The sequence below is a fragment of the Burkholderia sp. LMU1-1-1.1 genome (assembly GCF_040675865.1).
Lineage (GTDB): Bacteria > Pseudomonadota > Gammaproteobacteria > Burkholderiales > Burkholderiaceae_D > Rugamonas.
Genome location: NZ_JBEGHG010000067.1, coordinates 237857 through 252207, shown reverse-complemented (window position 1 = coordinate 252207; position 14351 = coordinate 237857). Strand labels below are relative to the sequence as shown.

Genomic DNA, 14351 nt, shown 5'->3' with positions numbered 1-14351 from the left:
TTGCATGAAATGCAAATAACGTGGATGGACCGCAGGCCTGCTTTAGATGAAAACGTGGTTCGGTGCCGCCTCCAGGGACGGCGCCTGCCACTTCTCCAGCCAGGCGATCAACTGGTCGCCCGGAATCGGGCGGCTCATGAAGTAGCCCTGCCCCTGGTCGCATCCCAGGTCGGCCAGCAGGCGCCATACGGCTTCGCTCTCGATGCCTTCCGCCACCACGCGCAGGCCCATGTTGTGACCCAGGTCGATGGTCGAACGCACGATCTTGGTATCGCCGACGTCGTGCTCCATATTGAGCACGAAGGACTTGTCGATCTTGAGCTCATCGACCGGTAGCCGCTTCAGGTACGCCAGCGACGAATAGCCGGTGCCGAAATCGTCGATCGAAAGATCGAAGCCCATGGCGCTGAGGCGCTCCAGCGTGGTTTGCGCCCGCACCGGATCGTCCATGATGGCGCTCTCGGTGATCTCCAGGCAGAACGAGCCGGGAGACAGCTCGTGGCGCACCAGCAGGTCGGCGAATTTGGCCGGCAGGTCCTGGTCCAGCAGGTCGCGCGTGGACAGGTTGACCGACACCTTCAGGTGATGACCGCTGGCGGCCAGCTCCCGACACAGCTCGGCCGAGCGCTCCATCACCCAGCGCGTGAGCACGCGGATAAAGCCGGTCTGCTCGGCGAACGGAATGAACTCGTCCGGGAAAACGTTGCCGCGCTCCGGATGCACCCAGCGCACCAGCGCCTCCATGCCGACCACCTTGCCGGTATCGAGCATGATCTTCGGCTGTACGTGCAGGCGGAACTCGTTGCGCTCAATGGCGTTGCGCAGCTCGGTCAGCAGCGACAGGCTCTTTTCGCTGGACTTGTCCATCGCCGCGTCGTAGACCACGGCGCCGTCGTTACGCTGCTTGGCCGCGTACATCGCCACCTCGGCCATGCTGAGCAAGGCTTCGCCGTCGCTGCCGTGGACGGGATAACCGGCGATCCCCAGGCCGGCGCCGATGTCGACCATCTGCTCTTCCAGCGACAGCGGCGTCTCCAGCGCCTGCAGGATTTCGGCGGCCATGCGCTGGGCAGCTTCGACGTCGGACGCCGGCAGCAGCACCGCGAATTCGTCGCCCCCCAGCCGCGCCACCTGCGCCGACGACTGCCGGCGGTTCGCCAGCAGCAGCTGCAACCGGCCCGCCACCTGGCGCAGCAGCGCGTCGCCGAAGCTGTGGCCCATAACATCGTTGACGTGCTTGAAGCGGTCGAGGTCCATCATCAGCACGAACACGGCTTCCTCGCGTTTGCGGGCGTCCTCCATCGCATCGTTCAGCAGCAGCAGGAACTGGGCGCGGTTGGGCAGGTTCGTCAGCGTGTCCCAATACGCCAGGCGGCGGATCTCCTGTTCGCGCTTGGCGATCCCCTCGCGCATCGAATCGAAGGCCCGGGCCAGCGCCCCGATCTCGTCTTCGCGGCTGGTGTCGATCTGGCCTTTGTAATCGCCCCGCTCCAGGCGCTTGGCCGTGTCGGCCAGTTCGCTGATCGGCTGGGCGATGCGCTTGGCGGTGAGGATGATGGCCAGCGCCGAGATGGCGATGCCGCCGGCGGTGAGGAATATCAGCCAACGCTCCAGGCGCGCGTATTCGGCGGTGGCCTCGTCGATCGAGCGCGCCAGCAGCACGCTGGCGGTCTGGCCGTCGTCCTGGCCGATCGACATCAGGCGCGCGCTATAGCGCCCGGTTTCCACCTCGATGTCGAACGGCCCGGTGGGCGCGGCCGGCAAGGCTTGCAGCTGGTCGACCACCGATTGCGCCGAGGCGCCGACGTAGGTGGAGCCGGCCGACATCCATTTGCCCCGGGAGTCGCGCGTCAGCACGGTGGTGTGCAGCGAACTGACCTCGCGCATCTCGTTGGCCAGTTGGCGGTCGATCGGGAACGTCATCACGATCCAGCCGATGGTGACCGGCGCTTTGACCGGCATGACGACGATCTGGTACGGGCGGCGCTCGATGATGGCGATGCCGTTGGCGCCGTCGGCCGCCTCGGCCGCGTCGAGCATGCTGACGGCCATTTTCTCCAGGCCGGCGGCCTGGCTGGTGTTGGTCGATACGCTGATCTTGCGCTCGGCGTTGATCAGCATCGTCAGCGAGGCCTTGATGCGGCGGCCGCTGTTGGCCAGCGCCGATTCGATGGTGGCGCGGTCGCCTTCGTCGTTGTTGCCGATGGCGGCCAGGAACGCGGTGTCGCGCGCCAGCAGGCGGGCGCCGAAGCGCAGGTTCTGGGCGTTTTGATCGAGCAGGCGGCGGAATACCTTGGTGCCGTTATTGAGTTCCCCGCCGATGGCCAGGCGCGCGTTGTTATCGATGCCGCGCTGGATCACCCCCAGGCCGACCAGCTGCACGGCGACGATCAGGACCAGGAACAGCGCGACGATCCGGCTTTCCAGGCTGCGAAAACGCATACGCATGCTCGGGACGATCCTTTAATTAAGCGACGAAGCGGCGTCGGCCGCCGCAGGCTTCATCGGCAGTTTGAAGACGGCCGTCGATAGCGCGTCGCCCGCCTTCACCGTCAACACCTGCTCGGGGGTGGCGCCGCCGGCGGTGTTGTAGTGCCAGGCCTTGACCACGTACTTGCCGCCCGCCGGCAGCGTGATGCGCGCCGCGCCGGCGCCGTCGGTCTTGGCGAAGTAAGGCGTGTCGACGATCTTGACGTAGGCGAGCATCTTGTCATGAATATTACAGCCCAGGACCACGGTGCCCGCCTTGTCGAACACCTGGGGCGCCGCCGACTGGCCCGAATACAGTTTTTGGTCGAACTTGTGGGCCGCCGAGAACGAATAGATGTGGTGGCGGACCTTGTCGTTATTCGGGAAGAACACCTTGCCGCCGGTCTGCACCACGGTGACCAGCGGCAGGAACTTCAAACCCTTCTGCTCGATCTCCGCGTTGGCGGGCGCCTTGCCGCCGGCCGGAGTGGTGTCGGCTTCGACATAGACCACCGTATCGGCTAGCGGATTGCCAGCCGCGTCCTGCACCTGCACGGCGACGCCGGTCGCGCCCGCCGAGGCGGCGCACACACATATCAGGCTGAAAACAAGGCGACGGCTGTTGAAACAATACATGGTGGGCCCGGGAAGCACGTGGTCTTACTATTGTAGCGCGACAACAATGTTACATGGAAATACTAATTGCGCCACAGGATGAATTTCATGATGCCGTCACAAACACGTCATAGAATCGTACAGTTAAACCCACATTTCGCAAGCGATAATCGTGAAAACTGCCAGCAAACCGCTGCACCGTAGCAACGCCGCACCGGCTGCGGTGACATACATCAGGCCCGAACTCGAGGACGAGGAGGCAGTGTTGCGCGCCCATTTGTACGACATCCTTGCGCGCCGCCAGCTCAGCGCGCTGTTCCAGCCGATCGTCAACATGCAGAACGGCGACATCATCGCCTACGAAGGTTTGATACGGGGGCCGTCCGACAGCCCCCTGCACGCGCCGATGAACCTGTTCAAGGTGGCGCGCGCCAGCGGGCTGACGGTGCAGGTCGAGCACCTGTGCCGCCGGGTGATCCTCGAGCGCTTCGCCGAGCTCGAACTGCCGGGCAAGCTGTTTCTCAACGTGAGCCCGGAATGCCTGCTGCAGCGCGACGCGCGCCACGGCGAAACGCTGGAGTACATCCACCACATCGGCATCAACCCGGACCGCGTGATCATCGAGCTGACCGAGAACCAGCCGACCTACGACTATGAGCTGATGCGCGAGGCGGTGCGGCACTACCGCGAGATGGGCTTCCAGATCGCCATCGACGACCTGGGCGAAGGCTTCTCCAGCCTGCGGCTGTGGTCCGAGCTGCGGCCGGAGTATGTCAAAATCGACATGCATTTCATCCAGGGTATCAACCACGATCCGGTGAAGCTGCAGTTTGTCCGCTCGATCCAGGAGATCGCCGAGAAATCGAACACCTTGGTCATCGCCGAAGGCATAGAAACCCAGGCCGAGCTGCTGGTGATACGCGACGTCGGCGTCGCCTACGGCCAGGGCTATCATCTGGGAAGGCCGCACCCGCAGCCGGCGCGCGCGGCCTCGGCCGAAGTGATCAAGGCGCTGGCGCGCACCGGCGTCGCCGTGTATCCGCAGCGCGGCGCGGAAAAGAACGCCGCCACCATCCTCAAGCTGCTGAACGAGGTGCAGACCGTGCCGTCCAAAATGACGAACAACGAGGTCTACGAGATCTTCCTGAAGGAGCCCAAGCTGCTGATCATTCCGGTGGTCGACGGCGATCAGCCGCTGGGCCTGATCAGCCGCTTCGAGATGATCGACCACTTCGCCCGGCCCTACCAGCGCGAGTTGTACGGCAAGAAATCGTGCCGGCAATTCATGGACGCCAAGCCGCTGATCGCCGAGCAGGACACCACCTTGCAAGAGCTGAGCTTCCGCATGGTGCAGGCCGACGCGCACCACCTGTTCAACGGCTTCATCATCACCGACCAGGGCCGCTATCTGGGCCTGGGCACCGGCCACGACCTGATGCGCGAGATCACGCAGATGCAGATCAACGCGGCGCGCTACGCCAACCCGCTGACGCAGCTGCCGGGCAATGTGCCGATCAACGAGCACATCGACCGGCTGCTGGAGAGCGGCACGCGTTTCTGGGCCTGCTATGTCGACCTGGACCACTTCAAGCCGTTCAACGACGTCTACGGTTATCGCCGGGGCGACGACGTCATCCAGCTGACCGGCAACATGCTGAGCGAGCGCTGCGACGCCAACCGCGATTTCGTCGGCCACATCGGCGGCGACGACTTCATGGTGCTGTTCCAGAGCGAGGACTGGGAGGCGCGCTGCGAAGGCATCCTGGCCGATTTCGAGCAGAACGTGCAAGAGTTTTACAGCATCGAGGACCGCGAGCGCGGCGGCTATCTGAGCGAGGACCGCCAGGGGAAGAAGGTGTTTTATTCGTTGATGAGTCTGTCGATCGGCGTGATCCGCGTCGATCCGCGCCAGTACTACTCGCACCACCAGATCGCCACGGCGGCGGCCGAATCGAAGCGCCAGGCCAAGAAAATCCACGGCAACAGCCTGTTCCTCGACCGCCGGCAGCAGCCGCAGAACTAGCTACAGCGATCACATCATCGCGGTCGCTCGCGCACCCCCACCGTCCTGCGGTGCTGCGCGCGCCAGCGGCGCGCCAGTTCCTGCGCCTCGGCCATCGCCGCCGGCGTCATGTCGAGCGCCACCTTTTTGCGGTTGCTGGCGGCGGCGACATCGCCGCCGTCCGCCGCCAACGTCAGCCACATGAAGGAGCGCACGTCGTCGCGCTTGACGCCGCGCCCGCTGCCATACATTCCGCCCAGATTGAACTGCGCCAGCGCGTGGCCCTGCTCGGCCGCCTTGCCGTACCATTTGACCGCCTGCACATCGTCCTGCGCCACGCCCAGGCCGTTGGCGTACATCACGCCGAGGTTGTTCTGCGCGCTGGCGTCGCCCTGATCGGCGGCGCTGCGGTACCAGGCCACGGCGCGCGCCTCGTCCTTGGCCACGCCATGGCCGTTGGCGTACATCACGCCGACATTGAACTGCGCGTTCGGCGCGCCCTGCTCGGCCGCCATCCGATACCATTCCAGCGCGCGCTGCTCGTCGCGGCCCACGCCGCGCCCGCGCGCATACATCCCGCCCAGGTTGTACTGCGCCAGCACATGGCCGGACTCGGCCGCGCGCCGATACCAGGAAAAGGCCAGCTCGTCGTCCCGGTCGACGCCCTTGCCGTTGGCCAGCATGATGCCGAGATTGAACTGGGCGTCGGCGTCTTCCTGCTCGGCCGCGCGCGACAACCACGCGTAGGCCCGCAATTGATCGGCCGGCACGCCCAAGCCTTCCGAATAGGCGACGCCGACCAGGCGCTGGGCCACCGCGTCCCCCTGCGCGGCGGCCTGCCGGAACCACGCCAGCGCCTGCGTGTCGCTGCGCGTGACGCCGTGGCCGTGCTTGTACATCAGTCCGAGATTGAGCTGGGCGTTGGCGTCGTTTTGCAGCGCGGCCTTGCGGAACCACGCCAGCGCCAACGGATAATTGCGGCGCACGCCGGTGCCATGCACATAGGCTTCGCCCAGCAAGGTCTGCGCGCTGGCGATGCCCTGCTCCGAGGCGCGGTAAAACCATGACAGCGCTATTTCGTCGCTGCGCGCGACGCCGCGCCCCTTTTTGTACATTTGTCCGAGATTTTGCTGGGCCGAGGCGTCGCCCTGCTGGGCGGCGGCGCGAAACCAGCGCACGGCCTCCTTGTCGTTGTTGGCGACGCCACGGCCGTTGTAGTACATCGCGCCCAGATGGTTCTGGGCGAATGCCAGCCCCTGCTCCGCGGCCTTGTGCATCCAGTGGAAGGCCCGGTTGTCGTCCCGCGCCACGCCCTGGCCTTTTTTATAGACCATGGCAAGGTTGAATTGCGCGTAGGGATTACCTCGCTCGGCCGCCTCCTTGTACCACAGATAACTGTCGTAGCCATCTCTGGCGGAGCTCTGGTTTTTCATCGCGCACCCCTTGCCAACACTCCAACTATGTTGACTAAAGTGTAAGCCTCGTAGTGACTTCAGATTTGAGCGTCGTCAAACGAGTGATGATGAAATGCTATCGTTTAAGCCTGAACTTACTGGGGGGACTGTTTTTGCAGGAATTGGTGCACTTTCGCAGCCGCCAGCTTGTTTACCGAGACGAGCAGAGCAGGATCGACGCCGGCGATGCCGTAGGTCGAACCGATGTGCTTACCGATGTGTATCAGCACTTCGGCCGCCACTTCGGCATCGGACTCGGCCCGGTGGGCCGCGCTTTTAAAACGGATGCCCAGTTGCCCGGACAAATTGCCGAGCTTGTAGCTGGCCAGGTTCGGGAACACCCGGCGCGACAGCTTGAGCGAGCACACCAGCGCTTGATGGCCAGGCGTCAGGTTGAGCCGGGCCGCCTCGGCGCGCAGGAACTTCTCATCGAAACTGGCATTGTGGGCCGACAGCGCGTCGCCGCCGATGAAATCGAGCAGGTCGGGCACCACGCGCGAGACCGGCGGCGCGTTGTCGACCATGGCCTGGGTGATGCCGGTCAGGCCGGTGATAAACGAAGGAATGCGCACATTGCAGTTGATCAGGGAGACGTAACGCTCGACGACGCGCCCGCCGACGATGCGCAACGCCGCCACCTCGGTGATGCGGTCGCCCATGTCGGGCGACAGGCCGGTGGTCTCGAAGTCGAGCATGACGATGGATTTGTCGAGCATTTGCTTGCCTACCCTTGTTGATTAGACCGCCAAGTTAGCCGAATTTGCGCACCGCGTCGAGCGCCAGGCCGGCGCCGATGCTGCCGAACAGGTCGCCTTCGACCTTGCGCGCGGCCGGCACCAGCGCGCCGATGCGCTCGCGCAGCATGCGCACGCCGCTCGAACCGCCGGTGAAGAATACCGTATCGACATCGGCCGGCCCCACGCCGGCGTCGCGCAACAGGCTCAGCACCGTATTCTCGACCGAGCCGACCAGGTGGTCGATCGAGGCGTCGAACTGGGCGCGGTCGAGCTCCAGGCTCACCCCCGGCGCCAGCCGGTCCAGCTCCAGCCGCACCTTGACGTCGTCGGACAAGGCGATCTTGCCCTCCTCCACCTTCATCGCCAGCCAGTGGCCGGCGCGCTCGTCGATCAGCCGCTGCAGGCGGCCCAGCTTTTCCTGCTCGGCCGAGTCGCGCAGCAGGTCCGACAGCTGGGTCCACATCTTCTTGGTGTAGGCCTGGTTGATCGTATGCCAGGTCGCCAGGTTGAAGAAGTAGCTGGACGGCACTTCACTGTTGTTGCGCAGACGGCTGCCGTAGCCCAGCAAAGGCATCACCGAGGACAGGCTGAGGTACTTGTCGAAGTCGGTGCCGCCGATGTGCACGCCGCCGTTGGCCAGGATGTCGTCGCGCCGCTCGGTCTTTTGGGCGCGATCGGGCGACAGGCGCACCAGCGAAAAGTCCGAGGTGCCGCCGCCGATGTCGGCGATCAGCACCAGTTCCTCGCGGTCGATCTGCGACTCGTAGTCGAACGCGGCCGCGATCGGCTCGAACTGGAAGGCGATGTCCTTGAAGCCGACCGAACGGGCGACCTCGGCCAAGGTATCCTCGGCCAGCTGGTCGTTTTCCTTGCTGTCGTCGATGAAATGCACCGGCCGGCCGAACACGGCCGACGTGAACTGGCGCCCGGCCGACTGTTCGGCGCGGCGCTTGACCTCGCCGATGAACTGGGCCAGCAACATGCGGAACGGCAGCGCGCGGCCACCCACCTCGGTCTGACCGTCGATCAGACTGGTCCCGAGCAAACTCTTCAGCGAGCGCATCAAGCGCCCCTCGTAGCCGGCCAGATATTCGGCCAGCGCCGCACGTCCAAAGGTGACCTGCTCGTCTTCCGCGTTGAAGAAGACGACCGACGGCAAGGTGGCCTTGCCGTCCTCAAGTCCCAACATCACGGCCTGGCCGGGACGCACCCAGCCGACCGTGGAATTTGACGTGCCGAAATCGACGCCGCAAGCATTGGCCATGTCGACCCTTCACACGTGATAAAGGGGCGTTATGCTATCAGAAAAACGTCCTCATCAGGGAAAATTGCTGTGCCGCCACACCACGTAAGTAATTTCCACACGGAAACACGATATTTGTTGTCCTAGAGTAAGTTTTTGATTATCCTCGACATGACTGCCAAATCGACACAATGGCGATGCCAAGCCGGCAAGGCCAGCACATTGGGCAACACCGGCGGTCACCACGACGATAACGAGATAATGACCAAATCCAAGCCGACAGTTGAGATCAGCGCCACCGAACACAAAGCCACCATCGCCCGCGAATCCCGCCGCGTCACCTCGTATGATGTCGCCCAGGTGGCCGGGGTATCGCAATCGGCCGTCTCGCGCTGCTTCAAGCCGGGCGCCAGCGTCTCCAAGGCGACCTATGCCCGGGTGATGAAAGCTGCCTCGCTGCTCGATTACATCCCCAACGCCGCCGCCCGCAGCCTGATCACCCGCCGCTCCAACATGGTGGCGGTGATCATCACCAACCAGGCCAACCTGTACTATCCGGAGCTGCTCGCCGAGCTGAGCCAGCAAATCACCGCGCGCGGCAAGCGCGTGCTGCTGTTCACCCTGGCGCGCGAAACCGACGTCGACCGGGTGCTGACCGACGTCTGGCAATTCCAGGTCGACGGCGTGATCGCCGCCGCCCGCCTGAGCGACGAGCACATCGCCGAATTCGAGCGCCGCCACATGCCGCTGGTGCTGTTCAACCGCACCCTGCGCGAGCGCGTCGTCAACACGGTCACCTGCGACCACCTGGAGGCCGGCCGCATGCTGGTCTCGCGCCTGGCCGCCGCCGGCCACCGCCGCTTCGGCATCATCGCCGGCACCGAGGACTCCTCGGTCGCCAACGAACGCCGGCGCGGCGCCAGCGAGCGCCTGGCCGAACTGGGACTGCCGCCGCCGGTGGTGGTGCCCGGCCAATCCGACTACCGCAGCGGCGGCGCCGGCCTTAAGGCCATCATCGCGCAAATGGGCAAGGTGCCCGACGCGATCATCTGCGGCAGCGACGTGATGGCCATCGGCTGCCTCGATTGCGCCCGCCATGAGCTGGGCATCGACGTCCCGGGACAGCTGTCGGTGGCCGGCTTCGACGCCGTCGAGCCGTCCAACTGGTTGAGCTACAACCTCACCACCTTGCGCCAGCCGATGCCGAAGATGGCGACGGCGGCGGCCGACCTGCTGTGCGCCGTCATCGACGGCCAGGAATACAGCCGCGACGCGCGGCCGGAACGGCGCGTCTTCAGCGCCCAGTTCATCGAGGGCGCGACGGCCAGATTGACGCCGGCGCCGGCGCTCGCCGGCACATTGGGGACCGGCGCGCGCACGCTGGTCGCTATAATGTAGCGGATGAACGCAGCCCAACCTCCAAACCCCATCCGATTTACGCCACAAGGCCTGATCCCGACGCCGGAACAGACGGCCATCCAGCTGTCCCAGAACAAGGTGGTGCAGGTCGACGCCAACGCCGGCGCGGCCAAGACCACCACGCTGGCGATCCGCATCGGCGAGGCGCTGGCGCGCAAGCTCCCCCCGGAACAGATCCTCGCGCTGACCTTCACGCCGGAGGCGCGCGACGTCATGCGCCAGCGCCTGATCGATGTCGGCGTGCCGCAGGCGCTGGTGGCGCGCCTGGCCGTGATGACGTTCGAGGACTTCGCCGCCTGGCGGCTGGACGCCATCGACGGCGACAACCTGCGCCGCTGCGGCGAGGCGCGCCAGTTGAAGGAATACGCGCTGGCCGCCGTCGACCGGGTCGGCGCGCGCTACGCCGGCCGGCTCGAGGGCCTGGAACTGCACACCCACAGCATCGCGCTGAGCCAGTTCCTCGACGCCCAGCTGGGGTTGAAGGCGACGATGGCGCTGGCAGCCGACGTCGACTTCATGGGCCTCGAGGAGATCGCCGAGCTGCTCGGCGTGCCGCTGGCCGACTACCTGACGACGGTGGAATACGAAACCCTGCGCCTGGACGGCGGCGCCGGGGCGGTGTTCCGCGGCCCGTTCGACGCCACCTACGACCTGGCCTGCAATCTGGACGCCGGCGCGCGCCTGGCCGAGCACTTTCCCGACTACCGGCTGGTGCTGTGCGACGAACTGCACGATCTGAACGAGGCGGCCTTCCGCATCCTCGACGCCTTGATCAGCCGCCCGCAGTGCTTTTTCGTCGGCGCCGGCGACAAGGACCAGGTGATCCACGCGAAACTGGGCGCCAGCGAGGAGTATCTGAACCGCCGCTTCGCCGAACGCCATCCCAAGCTGGTGCGCTACCCGCTGACCTACAGCTACCGCCACGGCCCGCACCTGGCCTACGCCATGGCCGAATTCAAGCACAAGGCGGTCGAATCGAGCCTGCCGGTGCACACGCAGATCCGCCAGGCGCACTACGCCACCCCGGCCGAATGCGCGCAACAGGCGATCGCCGCGATCCGCCAATGGAAGGCCGACGGCTACGCCTACGACGGCTGCGCCATCCTGATCCGCGACCGCCACCAGTCGATGGCGATCGAGAACGCGCTGATCGAGGCCGACATCGACTACCGCACCCCGGCCATGGCCGGCTACCTGCAGCGCGACGAGATCCTGTTCTTGCGCGGCATGCTGGCGATCGCCCTCAAGGACTTCGCCGCCGTCAAATCGGAACAGGTGCGCTCCGCCATCGTCGACGCCATGACGGCCTTCAGCGAAATGAAATTCTCGGCGCGCCGCATGGACAACTTCAAGACGCAGATCATCAAGGACCCGGCGCTGCTGGGCGAATTGTTCATGATCGAGGACGACCGCCGCGACGGCGAGGAAATCAGCTACCGCGACGTCGCCAGCCAGGCCACCAAGAAGGCCGTCATCGACGCCATCGCCTGGCTGTCGGCGCTCGATCCGGCCACGCCGGCCGCCGCCGTGCTGACGGAGCTGTGCGAGCGCGTCAAGCTGGTGGCGACCGCGCGCCGCATCTTCGTGCGGCCGTACGAGGCGGGCGTCGTCAATAAATCGGTGGCCGGCCTGCTGGAATCGGCCGCCGCCTCCGGCCAGAGCCTGCGCGAGTTCTGGTCCGCGATGAACGCCCGCGAAGCCTTCATCCGCCGCAAGCGCGAACGCAAGGCGGTGCTGATCGAATGCGTGGCCAACGCCAAGGGCAAGGAGTTCGAACACGTGATCCTGCCGTTTTTGCAGGCCGACGAGTTCCCGCACCCGATGCAACCCAAGCGGGACGAGGAAAACCTGTTCTACGTCGGCGCCACCCGCGCCCGCGCCCGCCTGACGCTGCTGTCGCCGGCCGACCCGGCGCTGCGCAGCGGCTTCATCGCCAATATGCGCCTGCAGCAATCGGCGGCGGCGGCCGAAGCGGCCATCGCCCGCAACGAGGCCCAGCCGGCCGCGGCGCCGGGCCGTCACTATCTGACCGCAACCTTCCATGAAAAGGACGAAGTCAAGGCGCTGGGGGCGCAATTCGACATCGCGCGGCGCGCCTGGTATGTCGAATCGGGCCGGGATATGTCACCATTCTCACGCTGGCTGAAAAAATAATGCATTGCGCCAATTTCTAATAGAGAAATGCTTATATAATACCGCTCGCGGCTGGCTGAACAGCCTCACTACACCAATGTGTCAATAACAAAATACAATTCGGGAGTATTTCCATGAACGTAAAAATCAACACCCTGCTGGCAGCCTGCACCGTAGCCCTGCTGAGCGCCTGCTCCACCCCTGCTCCAGCCCCAGCACCGGCACCAGCCCCTGCGCCTGCGCCAGCGGCGGCACCAGCTCCAGCGGCAGCGCCAGTCGCCGCTCCAGCGGCAGCCACCCTGCCAGCGTACCTGGACCCAAACAGCTCGATCTACAAAAACCGTAGCGTCTACTTCGACTTCGACAAGTACACCGTCAAGCCAGAGTTCGACGCCGTTGTCGCCGACCACGGTAAATTCCTGGCCGCCAACCCGAACGTGTCGATCAAAGTCGAAGGCAACACCGATGACCAGGGCAGCGCCGAGTACAACCTGGCCCTGGGCCAGAAGCGCGCCCAAGCCGTCATCACCGCCCTGAAAACCCAAGGCGTGAAAGACAGCCAGATGGAAGCCGTCAGCTTCGGTAAAGAGAAGCCAAAAGCGGCCGGCACCGACGAAGAGTCGCGCGCCCAGAACCGTCGCGCCGACCTGGCCTACCCAAGCAAGTAATTGCTTGCAGTACCAGTAGCGTGATGAAAAGCCCGGCTTCATAGCCGGGCTTTTTACTTTGGGCTCTCCCGAAAGAGAGCTGCGCGCAGGCAACGTGTTAGTTATGCTGGAAGTCTCCATTCAACTTCGAATCACTGAAGGACTTCCATGAAAAACCTCACCACGGCCGCCGGCGCGCCGGTCGTCGACAACCAGAACACCCAGACCGCCGGCCCGCACGGCCCGGTGCTGCTGCAGGACGTCTGGCACCTTGAAAAGCTGGCCCACTTCGCGCGCGAAGTGATCCCCGAGCGCCGCATGCACGCCAAGGGCTCGGGCGCCTTCGGCACCTTCACCGTCACCCACGATATCTCCAAATACACGCGCGCGGCGCTGTTCTCCGAGATCGGCAAGAAGACCGAGATCTTCATGCGCTTTTCCACCGTCGCCGGCGAGCGCGGTGCGGCCGACGCCGAACGCGATATCCGCGGCTTCGCCGTCAAGTTCTACACCGAGCAAGGCAACTGGGACGTGGTCGGCAACAACACCCCGGTGTTCTTCTTCCGCGACCCGCTCAAGTTCCCGGACCTGAACCACGTCGTCAAGCGCGATCCCAAGACCAACTTGCGCAGCGCGGAAAACAACTGGGATTTCTGGACCTTGCTGCCGGAGGCGCTGCACCAGATCACCATCGTCATGAGCGATCGCGGCATCCCCAAGGGCTACCGCCACATGCACGGTTTCGGCAGCCACACCTTCAGCTTCATCAGCCCCACCAATGAGCGCTTCTGGGTCAAGTTCCACTTCGTCTGCCAGCAGGGCATCGCCAATTTCAGCGACGCCGAGGCGGCGGCGGTCGTCGCCAACGACCGCGAAAGCTCGCAGCGCGACCTGTTCGAGGCCATCGAAAAAGGCGACTTCCCGCGCTGGAAGCTGGCGGTGCAGATCATGCCGGAAAACGAGGCGTCCAAGGTGCCATACAACCCGTTCGACCTGACCAAGATCTGGCCGCACAAGGACTATCCGCTGATCGACGTCGGCATCCTGGAACTGAACCGCAACGCCGAGAACTACTTCGCGGACGTCGAGCAGTCGGCCTTCTCGCCCGCCAACGTGGTCCCCGGTGTCAGCTTCTCGCCGGACAAGATGCTGCAATCGCGCCTGTTCTCGTATGGCGACGCGGCGCGCTACCGCCTGGGCGTCAACCACCACGCGATTCCCGTCAACGCGCCCAAGTGCCCGTTCCACAGCTACCACCGCGACGGCGCCATGCGCACCGACGGCAACCACGGCGCCGGCACTTCGTATGAACCGAACAGCCGTGGCGAATGGGTGCAGCAGCCGCAGTTCGCCGAACCGCCGCTGTCGCTCGAAGGCGCGGCCGCGCACTGGGACCACCGGGTCGACACCGACTACTACTCGCAGCCGGGCAACCTGTTCCGGCTGCTGACGGACGAGAAGAAGCGGCTGCTGTTCGAGAACACGGCGCGCGCAATCCATGGCGTGTCGAAGCCGGTGCAGGAGCGCCACATCTTCAACTGCACCCAGGCCGATCCGGCCTACGGCGCCGGCGTGGCGGCGGCGATCGCCGCGCTGGAAGCGAAGTAAAAGACAGGTGGGAGGCGGATCGCA

At 64.9% G+C, this 14351-nt stretch carries 10 protein-coding genes; 5 read left to right on the top strand and 5 right to left on the bottom strand.

What is annotated here, in order from left to right:
- Positions 1 to 42: 42 nt before the first annotated feature.
- Both MRBLMU1_RS28715 and MRBLMU1_RS28710 read right to left on the bottom strand, forming a co-directional pair.
- Complete coding sequence (locus MRBLMU1_RS28715) at positions 43 to 2448, bottom strand: putative bifunctional diguanylate cyclase/phosphodiesterase (protein ID WP_363509272.1); 2406 nt, start codon at positions 2446 to 2448, stop codon at positions 43 to 45.
- A gap of 15 nt (positions 2449 to 2463) precedes the next feature.
- Complete coding sequence (locus MRBLMU1_RS28710; protein WP_414646125.1) at positions 2464 to 3105, bottom strand: methylamine utilization protein; 642 nt, start codon at positions 3103 to 3105, stop codon at positions 2464 to 2466.
- Positions 3106 to 3307: 202 nt separating this feature from the next.
- On the opposite strand from MRBLMU1_RS28710, the gene MRBLMU1_RS28705 reads away from it, so the two are divergent.
- Positions 3308 to 5107, top strand: coding sequence for a GGDEF domain-containing protein (locus MRBLMU1_RS28705; RefSeq protein WP_414646132.1), 1800 nt, complete (start codon positions 3308 to 3310; stop codon positions 5105 to 5107).
- A 14-nt stretch (positions 5108 to 5121) separates the two neighbouring features.
- On the opposite strand, the gene MRBLMU1_RS28700 is transcribed toward MRBLMU1_RS28705, so the two are convergent.
- From MRBLMU1_RS28700 to MRBLMU1_RS28690, 3 genes are all read right to left on the bottom strand, one after another.
- Entirely contained in the window at positions 5122 to 6519 is a 1398-nt protein-coding gene (locus tag MRBLMU1_RS28700; protein WP_363509266.1) for a tetratricopeptide repeat protein, read from the bottom strand.
- A gap of 116 nt (positions 6520 to 6635) precedes the next feature.
- Complete coding sequence (locus MRBLMU1_RS28695) at positions 6636 to 7256, bottom strand: 3'-5' exonuclease (RefSeq protein WP_363509263.1); 621 nt, start codon at positions 7254 to 7256, stop codon at positions 6636 to 6638.
- Between the two features lie 34 nt (positions 7257 to 7290).
- A complete protein-coding gene (locus tag MRBLMU1_RS28690; RefSeq protein WP_363509260.1) occupies positions 7291 to 8541 on the bottom strand; it encodes an Hsp70 family protein in 1251 nt (416 codons plus the stop codon).
- 240 nt (positions 8542 to 8781) lie between these two features.
- Here MRBLMU1_RS28690 and MRBLMU1_RS28685 point away from each other — a divergent pair, with 240 nt between their 5' ends.
- The 4 genes from MRBLMU1_RS28685 (at position 8782) to MRBLMU1_RS28670 (ending at position 14327) form a co-directional block, all read left to right on the top strand.
- Positions 8782 to 9918 (top strand): LacI family DNA-binding transcriptional regulator, encoded by a 1137-nt coding sequence (locus MRBLMU1_RS28685; RefSeq protein WP_363509257.1) that lies wholly within the window; start codon positions 8782 to 8784, stop codon positions 9916 to 9918.
- A 3-nt stretch (positions 9919 to 9921) separates the two neighbouring features.
- Positions 9922 to 12093: an ATP-dependent helicase gene (locus tag MRBLMU1_RS28680; protein WP_363509254.1), complete on the top strand. Its 2172-nt coding sequence runs from the start codon at positions 9922 to 9924 to the stop codon at positions 12091 to 12093.
- A 113-nt stretch (positions 12094 to 12206) separates the two neighbouring features.
- A complete protein-coding gene (pal, locus tag MRBLMU1_RS28675) occupies positions 12207 to 12740 on the top strand; it encodes a peptidoglycan-associated lipoprotein Pal (RefSeq protein WP_363509251.1) in 534 nt (177 codons plus the stop codon).
- A gap of 147 nt (positions 12741 to 12887) precedes the next feature.
- Positions 12888 to 14327 (top strand): catalase, encoded by a 1440-nt coding sequence (locus MRBLMU1_RS28670; protein WP_363509248.1) that lies wholly within the window; start codon positions 12888 to 12890, stop codon positions 14325 to 14327.
- Positions 14328 to 14351 lie beyond the last annotated feature (24 nt).

What these genes read in the sequence shown, in the direction of transcription:
- pal (WP_363509251.1), top strand. Translation starts at nt 12,207, where the DNA reads ATGAACGTAAAAATCAACACCCTGCTGGCAGCCTGCACCGTAGCCCTG.
- MRBLMU1_RS28700 (WP_363509266.1), bottom strand. Translation starts at nt 6,519, where the DNA reads ATGAAAAACCAGAGCTCCGCCAGAGATGGCTACGACAGTTATCTGTGG.
- MRBLMU1_RS28685 (WP_363509257.1), top strand. Translation starts at nt 8,782, where the DNA reads ATGACCAAATCCAAGCCGACAGTTGAGATCAGCGCCACCGAACACAAA.
- MRBLMU1_RS28695 (WP_363509263.1), bottom strand. Translation starts at nt 7,256, where the DNA reads ATGCTCGACAAATCCATCGTCATGCTCGACTTCGAGACCACCGGCCTG.
- MRBLMU1_RS28710 (WP_414646125.1), bottom strand. Translation starts at nt 3,105, where the DNA reads ATGTATTGTTTCAACAGCCGTCGCCTTGTTTTCAGCCTGATATGTGTG.
- MRBLMU1_RS28670 (WP_363509248.1), top strand. Translation starts at nt 12,888, where the DNA reads ATGAAAAACCTCACCACGGCCGCCGGCGCGCCGGTCGTCGACAACCAG.
- MRBLMU1_RS28680 (WP_363509254.1), top strand. Translation starts at nt 9,922, where the DNA reads ATGAACGCAGCCCAACCTCCAAACCCCATCCGATTTACGCCACAAGGC.
- MRBLMU1_RS28690 (WP_363509260.1), bottom strand. Translation starts at nt 8,541, where the DNA reads ATGGCCAATGCTTGCGGCGTCGATTTCGGCACGTCAAATTCCACGGTC.
- MRBLMU1_RS28715 (WP_363509272.1), bottom strand. Translation starts at nt 2,448, where the DNA reads ATGCGTATGCGTTTTCGCAGCCTGGAAAGCCGGATCGTCGCGCTGTTC.